Here is a 23,567-nt window from a genome sequence, read left to right on the forward strand (position 1 = left end):
CATCAGCGGCCGCACTTGCTAGGCAGGCGCCGCGCACCCTCCCTTTGAATTGACCGCCAATGCCCGACCTTCTGCTCGAACTGTTCTCCGAAGAAATCCCAGCGCGCATGCAGGCGCGCGCGGCCGACGACCTGCGCAAAATGGTCACCGACCGGCTGGTGGCGGCCGGCCTCGTCTACGAGGGCGCCAAGGCCTTCGCGACGCCGCGGCGGCTGGCGCTGACCGTGCACGGCGTGCCGGTGCAGCAGCCGGACCTCAAGGAAGAGCGCAAGGGCCCCAAGGTTGGCGCGCCCGAGCAGGCGATCGCCGGCTTCCTGCGCGCGGTGGGGCTCGCCTCGATCGATCAGGCCAAGGTCCAGGCCGACAAGAAGGGCGACTTCTACATCGCCGTCACCGAGAAGAAGGGTCGGCCGGCGATCGACGTGATCGCCGAGATCGTGCCGGAGGTGGTACGCGCGTTCCCCTGGCCGAAGTCGATGCGCTGGGGCGCGGCGTCGGCCAAGCCCGGCGCGCTCAACTGGGTGCGGCCGCTGCATTCGATCATCGCGACCTTCGGGCCGGAGACGGAAGACCCGGAGATCGTGCGTTTCGATGTGGACGGCGTCGCGGTCGGCAATGAGACGCGCGGCCACCGCTTCATGGCGCCCGGCGCCTTCACGGTGAAACGCTTCGACGACTACGTCGAGAAGCTGCACGCCGCCAAGGTGGTGCTCGATCCGCAGCGCCGCGCCGACATCATTCTCGCCGACGCCAAGAACCTCGCCTTCGCCCAAGGTTATGAACTGGTCGAGGACGAAGGGCTGCTGGCGGAAGTGTCCGGCCTCGTCGAATGGCCGGTGGTGCTGATGGGCTCGTTCGACCAAGCCTTCCTGGCGATCCCGGACGAAGTGATCCGCGCCACCATCCGCGCCAACCAGAAATGCTTCGTGCTGCGCGATCCGCAGACGGCCAAGCTCGTCAACAAGTTCATCCTGATCGCCAATATCGAGGCGACCGACCACGGCGCGGCCATTGTCGCCGGCAACGAGCGCGTCATCCGCGCGCGGCTGTCGGATGCCAAGTTCTTCTACGAGACCGATCTCAAGACGCGGCTGGAAGAGCGGCTGCCGAAGTTCTCGCAGATCGTGTTCCACGAGAAGCTGGGCACGCAAGCGGAGCGTATTGACCGCATCGTCGCGCTGGCCGGGCAGCTTGCGCCGCTGGTCGGCGCCGATGTCGCCAAGGCCGAGCGCGCGGCGCAGTTGTGTAAGGCGGATTTGCTCACCGAAGTGGTCGGCGAATTCCCCGAGCTTCAGGGCCTGATGGGCCGCTATTACGCCGAGGCGCAGAACGAAGACGAAGCCGTCGCGCACGCCTGCGAGGATCACTACAAGCCGAAGGGCCCGGACGATCTGGTGCCGGCCGATCCGGTGTCGGTCGCGGTGGCGCTCGCCGACAAGATCGACACGCTCGTCGGCTTCTGGGCCATTGATGAAAAGCCGACGGGGAGCAAGGACCCTTATGCGCTGCGTAGGGCGGCGCTGGGGGTCATCCGCATCGTGCTCGACAATGCGTTGCGGCTGCGCCTGCTGGAGATCGCGGCCACGCATTTCGGCGTCATGGCCGGGCTTGTCCCGGCCATCCACGCCTTGAGCGAAAGTAAGAAAGACGTGGATGCCCGCGACAAGCGCGGGCATGACGGAGCAAGTGGCGATCTTCTCTCTTTCTTCGCCGACCGCCTGAAAGTCCAACTGCGCGAGCACGGCGCGCGGCACGATCTCGTTGATGCGGTGTTCGCGCTCGAGGGCCAGGACGATCTGTTGATGATCGTCCGCCGCGTCGAGGCGCTCGGCAAATTCCTCGACACCGACGACGGCAAGAACCTGCTCGCTGGCGTCAAGCGTGCGTCGAACATCCTCGGCATCGAGGAGAAGAAGGACAAGCGCAGCTACAGCGGCGCACCGGATGCGGCCTTGCTGGTCGAGCCCGAGGAAAAAGCGCTGGCGTCGGCCATCGCCGCCGCCAAGGCGGAAGCCAACGCTGCCGTCGCCAAGGAAGACTTCGCCGCCGCCATGAGCGTGCTAGCCAAGCTTCGCCCGGCCGTCGACGCCTTCTTCGACAAGGTCAAGGTGAACGCGGACGACAAGGCCGTGCGTGAGAACCGTCTCAAGCTGCTCAACGAGATCCGCGAAGCGACGCGCGCCGTGGCGGATTTCTCCCGCATCGAAGGCTAGGGCATTGCGCCATGGCCTTGCGGTGCATGCTGTAGGGCTCGGGTCATGTCGGCTCTAGAGATCACCCTTCGCCTGCTGGCGGCCGCGATCTGCGGCGCGGCGGTCGGTCTCAACCGGAATTTTCACGGCAAGGCGACGGGCGTGCGCACGCTGGCGGTGGTCGCGCTCGGTTCGGCCATCGCCGTGATGGCGGCCGATGATGTCGGCGGCGACGGCGATGCCACACGCGCGGTGCAAGGCATTCTCACCGGCATCGGCTTTCTCGGTGCAGGTGTCATCATCCGTGGCAATGTCGCCGAACGGGTGCATGGTCTGACGACCGCGGCGAGCACTTGGCTCACTGCCTGCCTCGGCATAGCCTGCGCGCTGACCGACTGGCGGCTCATTGTGCCGGGTCTCGCGCTGACGATCGTCGTTCTCATGTGGGGCGGCGACTTCGAAAAAGCGGTGCGACGGCGCTTCATGCCGGCCGACGATGACATGCGGCCGCCTCCGCCGACGAGCAGGAGCTGACGATGAGCAACTTCGCGCGCGATCCTATCCTGACACCTGTCCCCATCCTCGACCTGCGGCCGACCCAGATCACGGTCGGCATGCGGGAGGTCGACGAGAAGCGCAACCTTCTGCGCAAGCGCGGCGCAACGAAGATCGGCAATTTTCTCGGCGACCACATGATCCCGGTCATCCTGGGGCCGAAGCAACGTCATTACGTCATCGACCATCACCATCTTTCGCTGGCCTTGCACAAGGAGGGCGTGAAAAAGGTGCTGGTGACCATCGTCGCCGATCTGAGCGCGCTCGATCCGGAAGATTTCTGGATCGTGCTCGACCATCGCGCTTGGGTGCATCCTTACGATCAGGAGGGCCGGCGGCGCGACTTCGCGAAGATTCCGAAGTCGATCGAGAAGCTGAAGGACGATCCGTTCCGCAGCCTGGCCGGCGAATTGCGGCGGCTGGGGGGTTACGCCAAGGACACGACGCCGTTCAGCGAGTTCTTGTGGGCGGATTTCTTGCGGCGTCGCATGCCGGTCAAGATGATACAGCGCGACTTTTCCACCGCGCTTGAAACGGCGATGAAGTTCGCCAAGAGCCAGGACGCCCATTATTTGCCCGGCTGGTGTGGTCCCGTGGCTTGAACCTTGCGAATCTGGCAGGCCCACGGAACCTGTCGCGGCGTTGTCCGTTTGTTCATGTCACCAAAGGAAGCACCCCATGGTTATTGGCGTTTCGCATCTGCAGCCCGTCGTGGCGCTCATTGCCGGGATCCTCATTCTCCTGATGCCGCGGCTCCTGAACTACATCGTCGCGCTCTACCTGATTGTGATTGGCATTATCGGCCTGGGAATTATCCGCTGACGCCGGTTCCCGGGGGCTTGCGCCGCCTGCGCCCGGGATGCTTTTAAAGCCCCATCTGCCTCACCCGAGACATCGAAGACCCATGGCGAAGAAAAAATCCCTGCGTGTCGCCGCCAAGGCGAAGAAGCCGGCTGTCCGTCAGGCGGCCGTGAAGAAGCCGGCGAAGGCCAAGGCGGCAAAGCCGGCCGTCAAAGCGGCCAGCGCGCCGAAGGGCAAATGGGTCTATTCGTTCGGCGGCGGTAAAGCCGAGGGCAAGCCCAATCAGCGTAATCTGTTGGGCGGCAAGGGCGCCGGCCTCGCCGAAATGGCCAATCTCGGCCTTCCAGTCCCGCCGGGCTTCACCATCACCACCGACGTCTGCACCTACTACTACGCCAATAAGCAGCAGTACCCCAAGGAGCTCGCCGCCCAGGTCGAGAAGGCGCTGGCGCAGGTCGGCAAGATCACCGGCAAGGTGTTCGGCGACAAGAACAACCCGCTGCTCGTCTCGGTGCGGTCGGGCGCGAGAGCCTCGATGCCGGGCATGATGGATACCGTGCTCAACCTCGGCCTCAACGACGAGACCGTGGAAGCGTTGGCGCAGAAATCGGGCGACCGCCGTTTCGCCTATGACAGCTACCGCCGCTTCATCACCATGTATTCCGACGTCGTGCTCGGCGTCGGCCACGAGCACTTCGAAGAACTGCTCGATCACCACAAGGAGCGTCAAGGCTACACGCTCGACACCGATCTCACCGCCGACGATTGGGCGGAGCTCGTCGTGCGCTACAAGAAGCGCGTGCGCGACGAACTGGGCAAGGACTTCCCGCAGGACCCGAGCGAGCAGCTCTGGGGCGCCATCGGCGCGGTGTTCTCATCCTGGATGAACCAGCGCGCGATCACCTATCGCAAGCTCCACAACATCCCCGAGAGCTGGGGCACCGCCGTGAACGTGCAGGCCATGGTGTTCGGCAACATGGGCGAGACGTCGGCCACGGGCGTCGCCTTCACGCGCAATCCGTCGACCGGCGAAAAGAAGCTCTACGGCGAATTCCTGATCAACGCGCAGGGCGAGGACGTCGTCGCCGGCATCCGCACGCCGCAGGAAATCAGCGAGGCCGCGCGCAAGGAAGCCGGCTCCGACAAGCCGTCGATGGAGAAGGCGCTGCCTGATGCCTATGCCGAGCTGACGCGCATCTACAACAAGCTCGAGAAGCACTACCGCGACATGCAGGACCTTGAGTTCACGGTCGAGCAGGGCAAGCTGTGGATGCTGCAGACGCGTAATGGCAAGCGCACCGCGCGCGCCGCATTGCGCATTGCCGTCGAGCTCGCCAACGAGGGTCTCATCACCAAGAACGAGGCGGTGCTGCGCGTCGAGCCGTTGGCGCTCGATCAGCTTCTGCACCCGACCATCGATCCGAAAGCGCACCGCAAGGTGATCGCCACCGGCCTGCCGGCATCGCCCGGCGCCGCCACCGGCGAGATCATCTTCTCGTCGGACGAAGCGGCTGCGCTCAAGGATAACGGCAAGAAGGTCGTGCTGGTACGTGTCGAGACCTCGCCCGAGGACATCCACGGCATGCACGCCGCCGAAGGCATTCTGACGACCCGCGGCGGCATGACTTCGCACGCCGCCGTGGTCGCGCGCGGCATGGGCAAGCCTTGCGTCTCCGGCGCCGGCCAGATCCGCGTCGATTACGCGGCGGGCACGCTGACCGCCGGCGGCCAGGTGTTCAAGAAGGGCGACTTCATCACCGTCGACGGTTCGACCGGCCAGGTGCTGGCCGGCAAGGTCGACATGATCGAGCCGCAGCTGTCCGGCGAGTTCGCCACCTTGATCGGCTGGGCCGACAAGGTGCGCAAGCTCGGCGTCCGCGCCAATGCCGACACGCCGACCGACGCCAAGGCAGCCGTGCGTTTCGGCGCCGAAGGCATCGGCCTCTGCCGCACCGAGCACATGTTCTTCGAGGCGGACCGCATCCAGGCGGTGCGCGAAATGATCCTCGCCGACGACGAGCAGGTGCGCCGCGCCGCGCTCGCGAAGATCCTGCCAATGCAGCGCGAGGACTTCGTTCAGCTGTTCGAGATCATGGCCGGACGCCCGGTGACGATCCGTCTGCTCGATCCGCCGCTGCACGAGTTCCTGCCGCATGGCGAGGAGGAAATCGCCGAAGTGGCCAAGGCCATGGGCGCCGATCCGAAGAAGCTCGAGCACCGCGCTAAGGAGCTGGCCGAGTTCAATCCGATGCTCGGCTTCCGCGGCTGCCGTATCGCCATTGCCTATCCGGAAATCGCGGAGATGCAGGCGCGCGCGATCTTCGAGGCGGCGGTCGAAGCCGCCAAGCGCACCGGCAAGCCGGTGGTGCCGGAAGTGATGGTGCCGCTGATCGCGACCAAGGCCGAGCTCGATCTGGTCAAGGCGCGCATCGATGCCATGGCGCAGGCCGTGAAAAACGAAACCGGCGCCAAGGTGAACTACCAGGTCGGCACCATGATCGAATTGCCGCGCGCTTCGCTGATGGCCGGGGAGATTGCCGAGTCCGCTGAGTTCTTCTCCTTCGGCACCAACGATCTGACGCAGACGACCTTCGGCATCTCGCGCGACGATGCGGCGAGCTTCCTCGGCATCTACACCGCGCGCGGCATCCTGCCGTCCGATCCCTTCGTGTCGATCGACCAGCAGGGTGTCGGCGAGTTGGTGAAGATCGGCGTCGAGCGCGGCCGCAAGGTTCGTTCGAAGCTGAAGGTCGGCATCTGTGGCGAACACGGCGGCGATCCCGCGTCGGTCGCCTTCTGCCACGAGGCCAAGCTCGACTACGTCTCGTGCTCGCCGTTCCGCGTGCCGATCGCGCGCCTTGCCGCGGCGCAGGCAGCGCTCGGCAAGGGCGCCGCGAGCCAGGCGTAGGTTGTGGTGTATAACGTGGGCCAAGGCGGCGTCGCCGCCGGGCCCACCGTGCACATGCGCCGCCGTCAATAATTGATGCGCGGCACCTTCAGCGTATCGATGCCCGTGCTCTGGTCCGTCTCCGGCGGAGGCGGAGGCGCGCCCTTCGCGCGATAGGAGGGTAGGTCCGGCGCGTCCGCGGCCACGGGCTGTGCTTCCAGGCGCGCGATCAGCTTTTTCATTTGCGCGATCTCGCGCACCTGCGCGTCGATAATGCCGTCGGCCAGCTTGCGCACTTCGGGGTCGCGGATGTGGGCGCGCTCGCTCGTCATGATGGCGATCGAATGATGGGGGATCATGGCCTTCATGTACGCGACGTCACTCACCGTCTGCTGGCTCCGGACCAGTCCTAGGGCGAGAGCGAACACGATGATGCTGCCGACGGCGATGGCGGCGTTCACCCGCTTGTTCTCATACATGTCCCACATGAAGCCGATCATGATCACCGCCATGGCGGCGCCCATCATGAGCGCCATCCATGTTCGCGTCTGACTGAACGCGATGTGATCGACCGCATATGTATTGAGATACATCATCCCGAACATCAGAACGGTCGACGTGGCGATCATCGCTGCGAAACGGTTGTAATGCATGGAGACCTCCTCTCCACGCCAACGTAACCGGCAAGCCAGGAGTTCCGGGCGGGGCGACGATCTCGGGTATGAAGCTCTGCGACGGAGGGCTTCGCGGGTGGGGCTGCCGCCGCTACACCGCCACCTTGGCGAGGAAGTCTTCCACTTCGACCCGCAGATTGGCGACGGCGGTTTCCACCGTCTGCGAGGCGTCGCGCATGACTTCGGCCGATGAGCGCGTTTCGGTCGCTGCGTTGGAGACCTCGCTCAGCACGTCGACCACGTGGCCGGTGCCTTGCGCGGCGCTCGTGACGTTGTGCGAGATTTCGCCGGTCGCCGCGTTCTGCTGCTCGACCGAGGCGGCGACGGCCGCCGTGTACTCGTTGATCTCGTGCATGCGCGCGGCGATCTGGCGGATCGCTTCCACCGCGCCCGAGGTCGAGGTCTGCACTGCCAGGATGTGATTGGCGATCTCTTCGGTCGCTTTGGCGGTCTGCACCGCGAGCGACTTCACCTCCGCCGCGACCACGGCAAAGCCCTTGCCGGCTTCGCCGGCCCGCGCCGCTTCGATGGTGGCATTGAGCGCCAGCAGGTTGGTCTGTCCGGCGATGCTGCGGATGAGCTTGACCACGTCGCCGATCTTTTGCGCGCCGTCGGCGAGGCTGGCGATTTCCTGGTCCGTTGCCCGCGCTTCCTGCGTGGCAAGATCGACGATGTTGTTGGTGCGGGAAAGCTGGCGGCTGATCTCGGCGATCGAGCGCGACAGCTCGTCGGCGGCGATGGCCGCAGTCTGCACGTTGGTCGAGGCTTCATTGAAGGCGTGAACTGCGCTATCGGCGCGCTGCGATGTCTGATCGGAGAAGCCGAGCAGGGTGCCGGCGGTTGCGCGCATGGCGGTGGCGCTGTCGCCGACGCGCGACAGCAGTTGCTCGACCGTGGGCCGGAAGGAAGAGATCGCGCTCTCGACGATGGCGCGGCGTTGCTCCTGGTCGCGGATGGCAGCGCGCTCTTGTTCGGCGCGGCGCTGCTCGGTGACATCCTCGTGTGTGGAAACCCAGCCACCGCCCGGCAGCGGTTCGTTCTTGACATGAACGATGCGGCCGTCGCTCGCCTGGACGTAATGCGGTGCGCTCTCGCCATGCTTCATGCTGTCGAGGATGCGCTGCACGTAGGAGTCCACATCGCCCGAGAACAGCCCGGTCGCTTTACGGTGTTCGATCAATTGGCGCAGCGTACAGCCGGGCTTCACGATGTCGGGCGAGAGCTTGTACATGTCGATGTAGCGACGGTTGACCAATGAGATGCGCCCCTGCGCATCGAACATGTTCAAGCCTTGCGACATATTGTCGATCGCGTTCAGCAGCCGGCGGTTCTGCACGGCGTAGCGCCGATGCACGACGGCGACCGCGGCCAGCGCGGCGAGCCCAATGACGGCGAGGAACACGACGGGGCCCGCGGCACTGGATGACAATAGAGACGCGATCATGCGGGGCCGCGCAAACGGGAAAACTGCCTGAAATATTTGACGGCCACTGCTTGCAATATAGTTAATGAATAAATGGGGAGGTTTTATTGGCCTAGTTTATGAGCGCGCTCGCTCTTAGCGGCTTCGCAAGGTTAATTAGGTCATAACGAATTTGGTTGCATCCTCCCGATGTGGGCGGACGTGTTCGTGTAGAACGTTGCGGTGTCGCGTGGTCGGGCGTGAAAGACAAACGCAGAATCGTCTGCGGCGGAAGCTCGCTTCGGTCGGGCTGACCGCGCTGGTCTTCACGCTGTTCCCCCGCACGATCGCCTTTCAGGATCTTGGCGCGTTGATCGCACATCAGCCGGGTGTGGCGGAGCGCGCGCGCGAGCATCTGATCGCCTCGCCGTTCGGCACCATTCACGCGGCCATGTTCAGTCTGCCGCGTCCGGTAGGGACGGGGATTCCGCATCCGCCGATCTACGCCTTGGCGAACTTCGACCCCGGCGACATCACCGGTTCGATCGGCGCGCAACAGCTCGGCGACGGCACCGCGCCGCTGCGTTTCCCGCACGCCAACCGCAAGGCCAAGCGCGACTCGTTCCTGTCGCGTCCGCGCGCGCCAATGCCACCGCTTCCGCCGCTGCTGGCGATCGACCCGGTGCCGGATACGGTGCCGGAGGCGGGGCTCAAGAAGGACCCGAACGACTCCCGGTTCGATCCGTATTCCCGCTACGAGTTTGCCGCCACGCCCGACGAAGGGCCGACGGCGCCCGACATCGACCTGCCTTACACGGATTTGCCGCCGGCCAATCTGACGCCAGTGGCCCCTGCGGGCGCGGCCAAAGGCGCGTCGCGTCTGTTCTTCGGCGTCGATCCGATGGCCGATGGCGGCGCCGAGATCGCGCCGTGGGCGCCCGGCGAAGCGCCGGTGGTGATGGCGGCGCGCACCGTCGATCGCGATATCAAGCAATCGGCTCTGACGCCGTCGAAGGATGGCGACCATAGCGCGGGCGAGAGCACTGTCGTCAAAGGCGAGGTGACGGGTCCCGCGCAGCGGCCTTATTCGCCGGCGGAGCGTCTTGCGTTGGCCGGTGCCTCACGCGCCAAGGCCGAAAAATGCCTCGCCAACGCCGTCTACTTCGAAGCGCGCGGCGAGCCCGTGCGCGGTCAGATTGCGGTGGCGCAAGTCGTGCTTAACCGCGTGTTCTCACCGTTCTATCCGAAGACGGTGTGCGACGTCGTCTATCAGAATGCCCACCGGCACAATGCCTGTCAGTTCACCTTCGCCTGCGACGGCATTCCCGACATCGTCACCGAGCCCGAGGCGTGGGAGCGCGCCAAGCGCATCGCCCGCGACATGCTGGACGGCAAGCTGTGGATGCCGGAGGTGGCCAAGTCCACGCACTACCATGCCTACTGGGTACATCCGAGCTGGGTGAACGAGATGAAGAAGCTCTATAAGCTCGGTGTGCATACCTTCTATCGTCCGCGTGCCTGGGGCGATGGCTCCGACGAGCCGACCTGGGGCGATGCCAAGGCGACCGCCGAGGAAGTCAAGAAGCTGTGACGGCGCGCGCTCATTTGCGCCCTGAATGACTTTCATTTGTAATATTTGTTTGGGGCGCCGCGGGTGCCCCCTTATTTTGTACTTTCTGGCCGCGCTGTGGCGGCATATCGATCCGTCTCGGTCGGACGGGACCTTCGGAGCGGGGTGACTTATGGCGGTACAGGACGCAGCCGGCAAATCGGCCTCGGCGATCGGCTGGCGCACGCCGATGGTGATCATCGTTTGCGGCTGTATCATTTCGCTGCTGGCGTTCGGCCCGCGCTCGGCGCTCGGATTTTTCCTGACACCGATGTCGCAAGCCAATGGCTGGGGCCGCGATGTCTTCGCGCTCGCGCTCGCCATTCAAAATCTGCTGTGGGGCGTGGGACAGCCTTTCGCCGGCGGCATCGCCGATCGGTACGGCACGGTGCGCGTGCTGGCGGGCGGCGCGATCGCCTACGCGCTTGGCCTTGCCTTGATGGCGCAGAGCACGACGCCGGGCATGCTCGATCTCACCGCCGGTGTGCTGATCGGCTTTGGCCTGTCGGGCTGCTCCTTCACGATCGTGATCGGCGCCTTCGGCAAGCTGTTGCCCGATGAATGGCGGTCGCTTGGTTTCGGCTGCGGCACCGCTGCCGGCTCGTTCGGTCAGTTCCTCTATTCGCCCCTCGGCGTCGCCTTGATGGACAAGTTCGGTTGGCAGAGCGCGCTGCTGATCTTCGCCGGCGCGACGCTGCTCATTCTGCCGCTCTCGTTAGCGTTGGCGACGGGACGCGGCGGCGCTAGCGCCAGCGTGGCGCCTGCCGCAAAGCAATCGCTGCGGCAGGCGTTGGGCGAAGCCTTCGGTCACCGCAGCTACGTGTTACTCGTGCTCGGTTTCTTCACCTGCGGTTTTCAGCTTGCGTTCATCACCGTGCATCTGCCGGCTTATCTGATCGACCGCGGCCTGTCGGTCGAGGTCGGCGGCTGGACGCTGGCGGTCATCGGTCTGTTCAACATCGTCGGCTCGATGAGCGCGGGCGTGCTCAGCGGACGCATGCCGAAGCGTTATTTGCTGTCGCTCATTTATCTCGGCCGCGCGCTGTCGACGGCAGTCTTCATTCTGTTGCCGGCAAGCCCAGCGGCGACGTTGGTCTTCGGCGCCGTCACCGGCTTGTTGTGGCTCTCGACCGTGCCGCCGACCTCGGCGCTGGTCGCGGTAATGTTCGGCACACGCTGGCTGGCGATGCTGTTCGGCTTCGCCTTCTTCAGCCACCAGGTCGGCGGCTTCCTCGGCGTCTGGCTCGGCGGCATCGCCTTCGAGCACACCGGTTCCTACAATGCGGTGTGGTGGCTGTCGGTGCTGTTCGGCGTGTTGTCGGCGCTGATCAACCTGCCGATCATCGAAAAGCCGGTCGACCGTGCCGCGATGGCGCCCGCGTAAGCGTTCCGCAGGCGCGAACCGTGCGCGCCGGGCTTGTCCAACGCTGCCACGTCTTTAAAACCCTTCCTCAACGAGACCGGGACGGGAGCGCGACGTGACGACATTCAAGGCGATGGTCATCGACAAGGCGGACGGCGCGACCAAGGCGGCGCTGACCACCTTCGACGAAGCGAATCTGATGGACGGCGATGTTACCGTCCGTGTCGAATACTCCACGCTGAATTACAAAGACGGTCTCGCCATCACCGGCAAGGCGCCGGTGGTGCGCCGCTTCCCGATGATTGCCGGCATCGATTTCGCGGGGACGGTCGAGACGTCGAACCATCCCGCCTGGAAGGCCGACGACAAGGTCATCCTCAATGGTTGGGGGCTCGGCGAGACCCATCTCGGCGCCTACGCCGAGAAGGCGCGGGTCAAAGGCGACTGGCTGGTGCCGTTGCCGGCGACGATGAACGCGCGCGAGGCCATGGCCATCGGTACGGCCGGCTACACGGCCATGCTTGCGGTGATGGCGCTTGAGAAGCACGGACTGACGCCGGATAGAGGCCCTGTCGCCGTCACGGGCGCCGCGGGTGGCGTCGGTTCCGTCGCCATGGCGATCCTCGCCAAGCGCGGTTTCACGGTGCATGCGGTCACCGGACGGCCGCAGGAGGCCGATTACCTCAAGGAGCTCGGCGCCACGGAGATCGTGCCGCGGGCCGATCTCAGCGGTCCGGTGAAGCCCCTGGCGAAAGAGCGCTGGGCGGGCGGCATTGATTCGGTCGGCTCGACGATGCTGGCCAACCTTCTGTCGATGACGCGCTATGGCGGCGCGGTAGCGGCTTGTGGATTAGCCGGCGGCATGGACCTGCCGGGATCGGTCGCGCCCTTCATTTTGCGCGGGGTGTGTCTTTACGGCATCGACTCGGTGATGTGTCCGCTGGAACGGCGGAAGGAAGCTTGGAAAAGGCTGGAAACCGGCCTCGACCGCCAAAAACTGGCCACGATGACCCGGGAAATCGGCCTTTCCGATCTGTCCGATGCGGCCGCTGCCATCGTCAAAGGCGAGGTGAGAGGCCGGATCGTGGTCAAAATAGGGTAAACGCGTTCAGGATTTGGCGACAAACGCCGATCATAATGCGCTAGACTTATTTGCAATCGCCGTCGGTAACCGGTGTGCGTCAGGTGGAGTGAGCGGATGTTGCGTGGGGTTGCGTTGCTGCTAGGCGTTCTGGCTGCCGCTCCGGCCCTGGCCGGCGAAGATATGAGCGCGGAAGATGCGCGCCGCTTCGTGATCGGCAAGATGTTCAACTACACCTGCTTCGAAGGCACGCGCGGCACCGGCCGTGTGCTCGCCGACGGCTCGGTCGTCGGCTCCATCCAGTTTCAGGGCCGCGGTGAGATGCGTTATGCGCACCTGCCGCCGAACACCCTGCGCGTGAAGGGCGAGTCGGTTTGCGCCTCGCTGCGCGGCATGCCGCTCGAGCCGTGCTTCACGCTGACGCGCCTCGACGCCAACAGCTTCCGTGGTGCGATCTCGGGCTTGGGCTTCGCCTATTGCGAGTTCACGCGCCACCACGGCCGTCCGGCCGTTGCACGTACCGCCAATAACAACAGCAGCAGCAGCCACGAGCCGTTGGGCCTGCGTCCGTCGGTCACCGCCGAGCGGTAAGAGACCCTCCCACGTCGCTTTTCCGCGGTTCGCGGCCTGAGGACAGCCACCAGGGCCGTCTTCGTGCTTGACGTGTAGCGGCTTTGTCTCTCAATCATATTGTGCAAGTGCGCGTCTCGCCAGGTTGGTGACACAGCATCCGTCATGGCTGCCGATCGTTCAGACGAGGTCCGGCCGACGCACGGCCGCGAACCGAGGGCCTACCGTCCGGCCGTCAAGATCGTGGCGGCCATGCTGTCTATTGTTTTGCTGGCGGTCCTGGCTGTGGGCGCCGAATATGCTTTTCGGCGGCTGTCGGATTTCGGCGCGGCGCAGCCGTCCGATCAGGCTGTCGAACCGCGCAATCCGGCCGTTTACACCAGCGAAGAGCTACGCCGGGACCTGCCGCATTTCACGGCCCGCCAGGGCGGCGAATGTATTGCCGTGCGGGCCGGTCTGAACTGGGACCCGCGCTTCGGTTTCGCCAGCAAGAAGCTCGACAAGGACTGCGCGCGCAAGCTGTTCGCCGCATATCCGAAGTCGGTCGTTCTGATGGGCGGCTCGGCGATGGAGAACAATCAGGCCGCCAATTATCTGACGACGATCGACAGCTACGCGTTCGGCAACGACACCGCGTTTGCGAGCCTCAACCTCGCTGAGTCCGGCGCGCGGCATTCGAACATGCTGATCCGCCTCTTGCACGAGGTGGTCGAGCTGCATCCGACCTATGTCGTGTTCCTCGACGGCTTCAACGAGTTCAATTCCGTCCGCCTCGGCGGCGCGCCGGAGGACGATTTCTATTGGACTGCCGGCGTTCAGGACCGCATCCAGAACTTACCGCGCTTTTTTCGTGACAAGGTGGTCGAGCAGAGCCGGATCCTGCAGCTGCTTGCGCTCAAGACCGGTTTCATCAACTCGGCGCGCGTTGCGCGCGACACGATCGATCCGGCCGGCGTCGACGCGGCAGCCGCCTATTATGTGAAGATGCGCGACTACACGCAGACGATCTGCGAAGCCTACAAGATCAAATGCATCTTCGTCATTCAGCCGGTGGCGCTCCTCGAAGCGGCGCCGACCAAAGCCGCCAGCACGGCGGCGAGCGAGCATCTCAAGTCGTTTCTCGCGGATGACGCCGTCTACAAGAGAGGCTACGCCTACATCTTTCGGCATGCCGGCGACAAAGTTCTCGACGCCACGCACCTCTTCGAAGGCAAGGACGACATCTATATCGATGTCGTCCACTTCAACAAGCGCGGCTCCGAACTGATCGGAAAATTCATCCACGCCGCTGTGAACGCGGATGGCGAACACGCCGAGGGCGGCCGTTAGCCGCCGCCTCTTAGTCAGCTTTTCGCCGGGAAAATCATGCAGGTGGTGGTGGCGTGGGCGAAGAGCTTGCCGCCCGCGTCACGCACGTCGCCCTCCGACGTGGCAACGGTGCGTCCGCGATGGACGAGGCGGCCCTCGGCGCGCACCGGCCCGGTATCCTTGGTCAGCGGCCGTACCAGATTGAACTTCAGTTCCAGGGTGGTCCAGGTGTCACCCTTGCTGATGGTCGAGAAGATGGCGCAGCCGAGCGCGGAATCGAGCAGCGTCGCAGCGAAGCCGCCATGCACCGAGCCGATCGGATTGTAGTGTCGCAGCGCCGGCAAGCCTTCGAACACGGCGCGGCCGTGCGCCACCTCGATCAAATGGAAGCCGAGTGTCTCGCCGATCGGCGGTTGTGGCAGCGTGCCTTCGACGATGCCCTTGAGGAAGCTGAGACCGTCGTAGGATTTCAGCACGTCCTCGGAAACGACGCCGTACCGATAGTCGCGATTGCTCATGCAGGTGCCTGTGGTGTGGTGTCCGGCGGCGCCGTCGCGCGCGCCGGAAACAGAAGCCGTTGATAGAGCCAGCCGATGGCGACCAGTACCACACCAAGTCCGATAAAGGAGAGCGCTCGGAAGATGCCGGTGAGATCGGCCATATCGGCCAGAAAGACCTTGGCGACGGTGAGCGCGATCACCGCGGCGGAGGCGAGCCGCGCCGGTTGTGAGCGCATGAGCAGGCCGGCGATCAGCAGCACGACGCCGAAGATGAGCCACACCGCGGAGTAGGTGTACTGCTCGAGGTCGGTCGTCACGCCGCGCCAGAGCTCGGGGCCGTGATAAAGTGCGCGTACTTCGAGGCTGAGATAGCCGATCGACAGCGCGACGGCGGTTGCCGCCGCGACGGCGCGATAGGCGATCGGCCGTGTCGTGCGCGCCATCAGCGCCAGGACGGCGGCGAGGATCGCCGGAATGCCGTAGGCGAGCAGGATCAGGTTGAAGAACACGCCGCTGCCGACCGGCATGTCGGTCATCATCGGATTGAGGAACAGTCCGGGCCCCAACACGATTGCCGCGAAGGTGAGCGCCACGATGATGAGCGCGCCGACATTGTGCACGATGTTGTCGGTGCGGCCGCGCAGGCGCTCGAGGCCGATGGCCATGGCGAGACCGGTGCAGATCTGCAGCGCCACTTCCGCCAACGCGGTGGAGTCGTGGAAGACGTCACCGTTGTTCATGTAATGGCGAATTTCGAGGAAGGCGAGCAGCACCGTGAAAAGGATCGCCGCGGAATCCGCCATGCGCGCGGGAATGTCGTCGGCGCGCTGGCGCAGCAGATAGCCCGCGGTCCAAAACGAGGCTGCCGGCACACCGTAACCATAGAGCAGCCAGTTGAATAGAGGCGTGGTGCCGATGTCGTCGCCGACGATGCGCGGCTCGTAGGCAATGCGCAGCAATACGAGCACGATCACCGCCGCGGCGAGATAGCGCAAGGCCGGCAGCGGCCGTTCGCGTGAAATCCAGGCGATGCCGGGCACCATGAGCGCCAGGCCAACGGTGAGCCAGCCTTTGTCGAGCGCGAATGTCAGCGTCAAAGCGAGTGACGCGACCGCGCCGGCCGCGAACACGGCTTCCGAAGCGACAAGACCCGCACGCGGCGCGCGCTTGCTCAAGAGATCGGTGGCGTAGCCGAACAACGCGGCGAGCAGCAGTGCTCCCCCCGCGAAGGGGATCGAGCGGTCGAATTCGGCGATGCGCAAATAGAGCGCGATCAGAATCGCGATCGGCGTGATCACCGCGCTGACGCTCCAGAACAGCGCGGCGCGCGTGCTTTTGCTGCGGTCCTGCGCGGCGAAGCCGGATGCGCCGAACATGATCGCGAAGAGGGCGCCGAGCGCGAGATGCCGGCCCGAGCCGGTTGCCGGTTCAGGAACCGCGCCGGCGGTCACCCCGCCCGGCAACACCAGCGATTCCAAGAGCGCCGGCGCCGCCCAGTGCAGCATCACGACGATCGTCACGATGGCGGCACCCGGTAGGGCATAGAGTGCGGCCGGCGCGCGCCAGGTGATGGCGATCGTCGTCGCGGTAAGCAGCGTGAATACGACGAGCGCGCTCGGCGCGTGCGAGCTGCCGAGCACGAGTAGCGCCGCGGCGAGCAGATAAGCGCCGATGGCGCCGGACGAGATTGGATCGATTTCATCGGTTGCGGCGGCGGGGCCAAGAGAGAGGCCGGACACAATCAATACGGCGGCGAGGGCGAAGCCGGCGACGGCGAAGAACAGATGCGCGCCGAGCGCTTCGACCTCGGGATAATCGATGCCAACCAGCGTCCAGAGAAATCCGAGCACGACTGCGGTGATAGCGAGCCATCGCCACAGCCGCATCCGCGCGAGCGCGAATGCCGCGGCAGTGACGACGGTCAGGTAAAGATAGAGCGCCCAGTAGCTCGGTTCGTCGGAGGCCACCAAGGCCGGCGTGAGAAATGCGCCGGCAAGCCCCAATCCGGCAAGGGCGGGCCCATGCAGCAGCGCTGCGGCGAGCGTTGCCAGCGCGACGATGCCGAGCAGGATGAAGGCGGCGGCCGGCGACAGAAAGTTGTAAAGCGCGAAGGCGGCGTAGACGGTGGCGTAAGCCGCAACGGTGCCGGCCGCGGTCAAGATGCTCGGGATATGCCGGGACGGGATGGCGCTGATGTTGCGGGCCGCTTCGTGGCGCCGTGTCCATTCGCCGGCCGCGATCAAGGCGGCCGCGAACAGCGCCGCGAGGAAGATGCGCACGCCAGGGCCGAGCAGACCTTCCTCGATCGAATAGCGCACGAGAAAGATACCACCAAGCGCAAGCGCAATGCCGCCGACCCACACCACCCACTGCGTGCCGAATCTCTCTTCCAGCGTGGCCGTGGCGCGTGCGGGCGCAACGACGGGTGGCGCAGGCGCGGGCTGCGGGGCGGCCGGCGGCTCCGGCCTTACCTCTTCGATGGCTGGCGCCGGCTCCGCGACGACGACGGGTTCGACCGGTGTCGCGGTCGCCGGTGCGGCGGCAGCCGGTCCGGCTGCTTCGAGCGCGGCAACGCGGCGCTGCAGGGCGCGGACTTCCTCGCGCGCATTGAGCGTCATCACGAGTGCGACAATGGCAATGACCGGAAAGGCCAAGACCAGCAGCACCAGCAGCACGATTTCCATGTCATCCGCCCCCGGACTTTTGACGCAGGGCGCATGGTATTTGGCTTGGGCTTCGCGCGATAGGCCGCGCGGTGCGCGATGTGGGAAACGTTCGTTAGACGATGTCGAGCTTGAACGGCACGCCTTCGATCGCCGCTTGTCCCGGGCCGATGTGTTCGACCGCGCGGATCATACGGCCGTTGCGCCCGAGCATGTCGTCGGCGATGGCGACGATGCGCGCGTTCGGCTGCGCGGTGTGCGACGCGCGCCGGATCGCCTGCGCGATCTGCAACTCGTCGCGGCCGGGATTGAGCGCACAGGCAGCGACGAAAGCGCCGGCGGTGGAGCGGCTGATGCCGGCGAAGCAATGGACCACCATCGGCGCGCCGCGGTCCCAGGTGCCGACGAAATCGATCAGCCGCCGCACGTGCTCTTTGCCCGGCGCGGCGTACCCCTCGGCTTCCGCGACGATGTCGTCGACGGCGAGGATCAGATGATTTTCCGGCGCGATGACGGCCGGCCGCTCGACGCGCTCGACCAGGCGCAGCAGCGTGACGACGTGACGGGCCTTGGTTTCGGCGACCGTCGCGTGCAGGCGTGCGAGAGAGCAGACGTGGATCATGGCGTCGATCTAGCTCGCCCTTGAGTCATATCTGTGACGCGGGTCACGCGCGCAACAGCTTCTCGAAACGCTCGATGAAATTGTTCTTGGCGGTGCTCGCCGACCAGGGCGTCAGATAATCCCGCTCCAGCGCCGCGGAGAACTTCGGCGGTGCGCCGAAGAATTTGCGCGCTTCCTCGTCGGCAAAACCGGCGAGCCGCGTCGCTTCGAGGTAGGCCGCCTGGCGGTCCGCGTCCTTGATCAGCTTGGTCAGCGTCTCCGGCAATTTCGCCTGCAGGCCGAAACGCAGATGAATGGCGGCGAGCAAACGCTTCTCGACGGCTTTGTAGCTGTCGCCGATGACGACCTTGAACGGCGAGATCATGTCGCCGACGACATACTCCGGCGCGTCGTGCAGCAGGACGGCAAGCCGGCCTTTGACGTCGAGGCGCGGCGTCTTGGCCCGCGCCAGCGCTTCGACCAGCAGCGAATGCTGCGCCACCGAAAAGATATGCGCGCCTTTGGTCTGGCCGTTCCAGCGCGCGACGCGTGCCAAACCGTGTGCGATGTCGTCGAGCTCGACGTCGAGTGGCGAGGGGTCGAGCAGATCGAGCCGGCGCCCCGACAGCATGCGCTGCCAGACGCGCGCGCTTTTGACAGCGGCGGCCTTGGCAGCAGGCGTTTTGGCGGGCGCGTTCGTCATCGCTTCTTGGCGAGCTTGGCGCAGGCCGCGTGGCGATGGCAGGTCACGAGATGATCGTTGACCATGCCGACGGCCTGCATGAACGCATAGACGATGGTTGGGCCGACGAACTTGAAGCCGCGGCCGATCAGCTCTTTCGACATCTTGCGCGAGATGTCGGTCTCCGCCGGAATCTGTTTGGACGTCGCGAAGCGGTTCTCCTTCGGCTTGCCGTCGACGAAATCCCACAGCAGCGCCGAGAAGCTGGGACCCTTCTCCATGATGTCGAGATAAGAGCGCGCGGACAGAATTGCGCCTTCGATCTTGGCGCGGTTGCGCACGATGCCGGCGTCGTGCATCAGCTTTTCGACCTTGGCCGGCTTATAGCGCGCGATCTTTTCAGGTTCGAAACCATCGAAGGCTTTGCGGAAGTTGTGGCGCTTGCGCAGAATGGTGATCCAGGAGAGGCCGGCCTGAAAGCCGTCGAGCATCAGCTTCTCGTACAGCGCGCGATCGTCGTATTCCGGCACGCCCCATTCTTCGTCGTGATAGGCGACATAGAGCGGGTCCTGGCCGGGCCAGGCGCAGCGGACGAGATTGTCGCTGACGATTGGCTTGGTGATCACTCCGTGGCTTTCGCTTCGCCCGGCCATGTAAACGTCCCCCATTCCGGCTTCAGCGCGCGGATTGCAATGCCGCCGGCGGTCAGCGGCGTGCCAGACTTCAGCGCATCCTCGATGCGGTCAAGCCGCAACAGTGCGAGGCCGCGCCCTTTCGCCATCGAACCGAGTTGGCCGATCTGTTTCTCGCCGGCCATCACCGGCAGGCCGGGAACCGGCGAGAATTCGTCATAGGCGACCGGCACCACGCGGCTGCGCGCCGTGGCGCGATGCTCGACGCGCGACACGACTTCCTGTCCGACATAACAGCCTTTGTGGAAGTCGACACCATGAAGCTGGTCCATGTCCGCTTCGTGCGGAAAGGTGTCGCCATAGATGAAATCGTGGCCGCCGCGCGGGATGCCGAGCGCGATGCGATGGGCGTCGTAAGCCTCGGCATCGACGAGCGTCGCGCCGAGATCGGCGGCGGCTTCGGCCGCGAGATGCGGCGGCAGCATGATGCGGGTGCCCAGCGCCGGCAGGCGCGGGTCGGGATAGCAGAGGCCGTACTCGGTGTCGCCCTGGCCGTCCCAGACCGCCATGACGCCGAGCACCGCCGACAGGTCTTCGGCGATCACCTTGGCCCGCAGCTTGTAGAAGTTGAGCTTGGTCACCAGCTCGGGCGCCAGGGCCTTGGGTACGTCCAAGAAGAAGCCGCCGCCGTCCTCGGCCGGTGCTTCGGTCACGATGAAATCGACGATGATTTTGCCCTGCGGCGTCAGTAGCGCGGCGAAGCGCGGGTTCCCGGGTGCAACCTTGTCGATGTCGTTGGTGAGGAGCCCGTTCAGGAACGTCCGGGCGGCGTCGCCGACAACTTTGACCACGCCGCGGTCGGGAAGGAGCGCTGTCTGCATCGTTTCTAAAGACCTACCCCTCGAGGGACCCAAATCTCTTGCCAGAACTTGCGCCGAAACGTAAGCGCTGTCGGGAAAACCTCAAGTTCCGGGCTCCAAAATGGCAGATACCTACGATCTGATCCTCAAGGGCGGCACCGTGGTCAATCAGGACGGCGAGGGTGTCCGCGATGTCGGCATCCGCGGCGGCAAGATTGCGGCGCTCGGCGATCTGTCGCGCGCCTCGGCCCGCGAGACCGTCGACTGCGGCGGCCTGCATGTCCTGCCCGGCGTCATGGATACCCACGTGCATTTCCGCGAGCCGGGTCTAACCCATAAGGAGGATCTGGAATCGGGCTCGCGCGGCGCCGTGCTCGGCGGCGTTACTGCCGTGTTCGAAATGCCGAACACCGATCCGACGACAACCGATGCCGCCGCGGTCGCCGACAAGGTCACGCGCGCGCATCACCGCATGCATTGCGACTTCGCCTTTTATGTCGGTGCGACGCGCGAGAACACTAAAGATCTCGCCGAACTCGAGCGGCTTCCGGGCGTGTGCGGCGTCAAGGTGTTCATGGGCTCGTCCACCGGGTCGCTCTTGATCGAGGACGACGACGGCGTGCGCGCCGTGCTCAACGCGATCCACCGACGCGCTGCCTTCCACTCAGAAGACGAGTATCGTCTGCGTGAGCGCATGGACTTGCGTGTCGAGAACGATCCGCGCTCACATCCGATCTGGCGCGACGCGACTGCCGCACTGATGTGCACGCAGCGGCTGATCACGCTGGCGCGCGAGACCGGCAAGCGCGTGCACGTGCTGCATGTGACCAGCAAGGACGAAGCCGAATTCCTTGCCGCGCATAAGGACGTCGCCACGGCCGAAGCGACGCCCGCGCATCTGAGCTTGTTCGCGCCCGACTGCTATGAGCGGCTCGGTACGCGCGCCCAGCTCAATCCACCGATACGCGATGCGGTTCATCAGGCGGGCCTATGGCACGGTTTGCAGCAAGGCGTGATCGACAGTCTCGGTTCCGATCATTCCCCGCACACGGTCGAGGAAAAGTCGCACCCTTATCCCAAGACGCATTCCGGCATGCCGGGCGTGCAGACTTTGGTGCCGCTGATGCTCGATCACGTCAATGCCGGTCGCCTGACATTGCAGCGGTTTGTCGATCTCACCAGCGCCGGTCCCGCGCGTATTTTCGGTATCGCCAACAAGGGCCGGATTGCCGCCGGTTACGACGCCGATGTGACCGTGGTCGATATGAAGCGGCGCGAAACCATCACCAACAAGTGGATTGCCTCGCACGCCGGCTGGACGCCGTACGATGGCGTCAGCGTTACCGGCTGGCCGATCGGTACCTTCGTGCGCGGTCACCAAGTGATGTGGGAAGGTGACGTGACCGCACCAAGCCGCGGCGAACGCGTGCGTTTTCTCGAGACGCTCGCGAACTGACGGAATAGTTGGCGTCCCCACTTGTTTGTGGCAACTTGCCGCCGCCGTCGAGGAACGAAATTTTCTCGCGCGGCCACCCGCCGAATGTTTCCCGACACTGAAACGCGCTTCGTCGGACGATCACGCGAACTGGCGTGTTGCGTCCGTGGGGCATCGGCTGGGACGCTGGGGGGCAGGACTATATGGGTGGCGACCTCGTTTCGCTCCGCATGCTTGTTATAGCGGCGGAGCCCTCTGATTTGGAATTATGGCGTCAGGGCGCCGGTTTCGCCTCTGTGCCGGTCGATTTTTTCGGACAAGATCCGGACACTGCGGCTGCGACTTTGGCCGCGCGCCAAATCGATATTTGCGTGCTCGACAGCGCGCTGTCGGATCCGGTGAAGACGGCAGTCGTGAAGACGGCACGGCTCGCGCAGCCTGCGCCTGTGGTTTTCGTCACCGCGGCGCGCGGCGCGACGCGCATCAAAGGCATCAACGGCATGCTGGCGAAGCCGAAAACCGTGGCCGATGCGCGGCGTCTCGCCGAAATCTGTATTCGCACCAAGGTGCCGACACGTGTGCTGATCGTCGACGATTCGAGTACGATGCGTCGTATTGTGCGCAAAATCCTGTCAGCCAGCCTGTTCGCGCTGGATGTTCATGAGGCGGCCGAGGGCGCCACGGCGCTCGATGCGCTCAAGAACGGCAAGTTCGGTCTGGTCTTTCTCGACTACAACATGCCCGGCTTCAATGGCCTCGAGACGTTGTCGGAGATCAGACGCGAGAACCCGGACGTGGCCGTGGTGATGATGACGTCGACGGTGGACCATGCGCTGGCCGAGCGCGCCTACAAGGAAGGCGTGGTCGACTTTCTCAAGAAGCCGTTCTATCCGGCCGACATCGACGGTGTGCTCGAACGCTATTATTGCGTCCACTTGGCCGGCAGCGCGACCGCCTGACGCTGGCGGCTATTGCCGGGCCTGGTCGAGCGAGAACTCGCCGTTGCGGATGCGGGCGCCCAATCCTTCGGCGAAGGTCGCGGCAGCCTCTTCGCCATAGGTGCCGACGAATTCGGCGAGAGCGGCGAACAGGCAGGCCTGCGCCAGGCAGTCGCCGTCGATGCCGTCGAGCTTGGCTTCCGCCCATGCCTCGTGAAGGTAGCCCAGCGCCACGCGCTTCTGCTCGTGCTCCGGCACAGGCTCACGCTCGTGCATCGTCCCGCTCGTCGTCGTCATTGCAATTCGGCCTTCGTACCCGGCAGTCCATTTGTGGACGCCGTCCCAACGATTCGAACGTTAGCACGCGAAGGACTGAGCCACAGCGCCGGATAAAGAAAGGGTTAACACCGGCGGTTCAATTGGCGTAACGCGCCGTGATCTCGCGAGAGATTCGAGCGCCTTCATCGAGATAGCGGCGAATGGCGAGATCGGCGGCGGGGGTGCAGGTCCGATAGGTCTGTTGAAAACCCCGGTAGCCGCGATTGAAACTCGCCACGATCTTGCGCCGGCGCTCGCCGCTGGGCGCTTCGGCGTCGATGAGAGCCTGCATCTCGTTTCGCCATTTTTGGCCCTCGTTGGCGCCGCACACCCCACGCAGGTAGTGCAGCGCGCCGAGGATCTCGGCCAGCCGTTGCAGGTCGGCATCGAAAGGCGCGGTGGCTTCCTGCGCCCGTGCGGTCCCCGCGAGGCAGAGGAGAACGGCGCCGATGGTGAGAAGCCGAGTCACGAAGCCTTTTGAACCCCCGCTGGTGGC

At 64.9% G+C, this 23,567-nt stretch carries 22 protein-coding genes; 12 read left to right on the plus strand and 10 right to left on the minus strand.

What is annotated here, in order from left to right; translation table 11 throughout:
- Nucleotides 1-59: 59 nt before the first annotated feature.
- The 5 genes from glyS (at nt 60) to ppdK (ending at nt 6,456) form a co-directional block, all read left to right on the plus strand.
- Nucleotides 60-2,213 (plus strand): glycine--tRNA ligase subunit beta, encoded by a 2,154-nt coding sequence (gene glyS, locus DW352_RS24495; RefSeq protein ID WP_115693782.1) that lies wholly within the window; start codon nt 60-62, stop codon nt 2,211-2,213.
- A 45-nt stretch (nt 2,214-2,258) separates the two neighbouring features.
- A complete protein-coding gene (locus DW352_RS24500) occupies nt 2,259-2,726 on the plus strand; it encodes an MgtC/SapB family protein (protein WP_115693783.1) in 468 nt (155 codons plus the stop codon).
- A gap of 2 nt (nt 2,727-2,728) precedes the next feature.
- Nucleotides 2,729-3,349: a ParB-like protein gene (locus tag DW352_RS24505; RefSeq protein WP_115693784.1), complete on the plus strand. Its 621-nt coding sequence runs from the start codon at nt 2,729-2,731 to the stop codon at nt 3,347-3,349.
- 76 nt (nt 3,350-3,425) lie between these two features.
- On the plus strand, nt 3,426-3,569 hold the full coding sequence (locus DW352_RS24510) for a DUF3096 domain-containing protein (protein WP_115693785.1): 144 nt from the start codon (nt 3,426-3,428) through the stop codon (nt 3,567-3,569).
- A gap of 82 nt (nt 3,570-3,651) precedes the next feature.
- Nucleotides 3,652-6,456 carry a pyruvate, phosphate dikinase gene (ppdK, locus tag DW352_RS24515; protein WP_245434237.1) on the plus strand — a complete coding sequence of 935 codons (2,805 nt, stop codon included), beginning with the start codon at nt 3,652-3,654 and terminating at the stop codon, nt 6,454-6,456.
- A 65-nt stretch (nt 6,457-6,521) separates the two neighbouring features.
- Here ppdK and DW352_RS24520 read toward each other — a convergent pair whose 3' ends face one another.
- Complete coding sequence (locus DW352_RS24520) at nt 6,522-7,088, minus strand: DUF305 domain-containing protein (RefSeq protein WP_115693787.1); 567 nt, start codon at nt 7,086-7,088, stop codon at nt 6,522-6,524.
- 112 nt (nt 7,089-7,200) lie between these two features.
- Nucleotides 7,201-8,553, minus strand: a complete 1,353-nt coding sequence (locus DW352_RS27525; protein WP_115693788.1) for a PAS-domain containing protein — start codon at nt 8,551-8,553, stop codon at nt 7,201-7,203.
- A gap of 208 nt (nt 8,554-8,761) precedes the next feature.
- Here DW352_RS27525 and DW352_RS24530 point away from each other — a divergent pair, with 208 nt between their 5' ends.
- The 5 genes from DW352_RS24530 (at nt 8,762) to DW352_RS24550 (ending at nt 14,463) form a co-directional block, all read left to right on the plus strand.
- A complete protein-coding gene (locus tag DW352_RS24530) occupies nt 8,762-10,102 on the plus strand; it encodes a cell wall hydrolase (protein ID WP_115693789.1) in 1,341 nt (446 codons plus the stop codon).
- A gap of 151 nt (nt 10,103-10,253) precedes the next feature.
- Nucleotides 10,254-11,504, plus strand: a complete 1,251-nt coding sequence (locus tag DW352_RS24535; RefSeq protein WP_115693790.1) for an MFS transporter — start codon at nt 10,254-10,256, stop codon at nt 11,502-11,504.
- 94 nt (nt 11,505-11,598) lie between these two features.
- Nucleotides 11,599-12,585 (plus strand): acrylyl-CoA reductase (NADPH), encoded by a 987-nt coding sequence (gene acuI, locus DW352_RS24540; protein ID WP_115693791.1) that lies wholly within the window; start codon nt 11,599-11,601, stop codon nt 12,583-12,585.
- A gap of 96 nt (nt 12,586-12,681) precedes the next feature.
- Complete coding sequence (locus DW352_RS24545) at nt 12,682-13,155, plus strand: hypothetical protein (RefSeq protein WP_162827177.1); 474 nt, start codon at nt 12,682-12,684, stop codon at nt 13,153-13,155.
- A gap of 144 nt (nt 13,156-13,299) precedes the next feature.
- Entirely contained in the window at nt 13,300-14,463 is a 1,164-nt protein-coding gene (locus DW352_RS24550; RefSeq protein ID WP_115693793.1) for a hypothetical protein, read from the plus strand.
- A gap of 14 nt (nt 14,464-14,477) precedes the next feature.
- On the opposite strand, the gene DW352_RS24555 is transcribed toward DW352_RS24550, so the two are convergent.
- The 6 genes from DW352_RS24555 to ygfZ form a co-directional block, all read right to left on the minus strand.
- The gene (locus DW352_RS24555; protein ID WP_115693794.1) at nt 14,478-14,960 is read right to left on the minus strand and encodes a PaaI family thioesterase; all 483 of its coding nucleotides are present in this window, start codon (nt 14,958-14,960) and stop codon (nt 14,478-14,480) included.
- Nucleotides 14,957-17,626 carry a DUF2339 domain-containing protein gene (locus DW352_RS24560; RefSeq protein WP_115693795.1) on the minus strand — a complete coding sequence of 890 codons (2,670 nt, stop codon included), beginning with the start codon at nt 17,624-17,626 and terminating at the stop codon, nt 14,957-14,959. Before DW352_RS24560 ends, DW352_RS24555 begins: the two co-directional genes overlap by 4 nt.
- 94 nt (nt 17,627-17,720) lie before the next feature.
- A complete protein-coding gene (locus DW352_RS24565) occupies nt 17,721-18,227 on the minus strand; it encodes a tyrosine phosphatase family protein (protein ID WP_115693796.1) in 507 nt (168 codons plus the stop codon).
- 43 nt (nt 18,228-18,270) lie between these two features.
- A complete protein-coding gene (locus tag DW352_RS24570) occupies nt 18,271-18,909 on the minus strand; it encodes a YfbR-like 5'-deoxynucleotidase (protein ID WP_115693797.1) in 639 nt (212 codons plus the stop codon).
- Nucleotides 18,906-19,541 carry a DNA-3-methyladenine glycosylase I gene (locus DW352_RS24575; protein WP_115693798.1) on the minus strand — a complete coding sequence of 212 codons (636 nt, stop codon included), beginning with the start codon at nt 19,539-19,541 and terminating at the stop codon, nt 18,906-18,908. The genes DW352_RS24570 and DW352_RS24575 overlap by 4 nt, the downstream gene beginning before the upstream one ends.
- Entirely contained in the window at nt 19,511-20,401 is an 891-nt protein-coding gene (gene ygfZ, locus DW352_RS24580) for a CAF17-like 4Fe-4S cluster assembly/insertion protein YgfZ (protein WP_115693799.1), read from the minus strand. The genes DW352_RS24575 and ygfZ overlap by 31 nt, the downstream gene beginning before the upstream one ends.
- A gap of 100 nt (nt 20,402-20,501) precedes the next feature.
- Between ygfZ and DW352_RS24585 the strand changes: the two genes are divergently transcribed.
- On the plus strand, nt 20,502-21,836 hold the full coding sequence (locus DW352_RS24585; RefSeq protein ID WP_115693800.1) for a dihydroorotase: 1,335 nt from the start codon (nt 20,502-20,504) through the stop codon (nt 21,834-21,836).
- Nucleotides 21,837-22,159: 323 nt separating this feature from the next.
- Complete coding sequence (locus DW352_RS24590) at nt 22,160-22,774, plus strand: response regulator transcription factor (protein WP_162827178.1); 615 nt, start codon at nt 22,160-22,162, stop codon at nt 22,772-22,774.
- Between the two features lie 9 nt (nt 22,775-22,783).
- Here DW352_RS24590 and DW352_RS24595 read toward each other — a convergent pair whose 3' ends face one another.
- Nucleotides 22,784-23,050: a hypothetical protein gene (locus DW352_RS24595; RefSeq protein ID WP_115693802.1), complete on the minus strand. Its 267-nt coding sequence runs from the start codon at nt 23,048-23,050 to the stop codon at nt 22,784-22,786.
- 118 nt (nt 23,051-23,168) lie between these two features.
- Nucleotides 23,169-23,540 carry a TIGR02301 family protein gene (locus tag DW352_RS24600; RefSeq protein WP_115693803.1) on the minus strand — a complete coding sequence of 124 codons (372 nt, stop codon included), beginning with the start codon at nt 23,538-23,540 and terminating at the stop codon, nt 23,169-23,171.
- Nucleotides 23,541-23,567 lie beyond the last annotated feature (27 nt).

It is taken from the genome of Pseudolabrys taiwanensis (assembly GCF_003367395.1).
GTDB classification, from domain to species: domain Bacteria; phylum Pseudomonadota; class Alphaproteobacteria; order Rhizobiales; family Xanthobacteraceae; genus Pseudolabrys; species Pseudolabrys taiwanensis.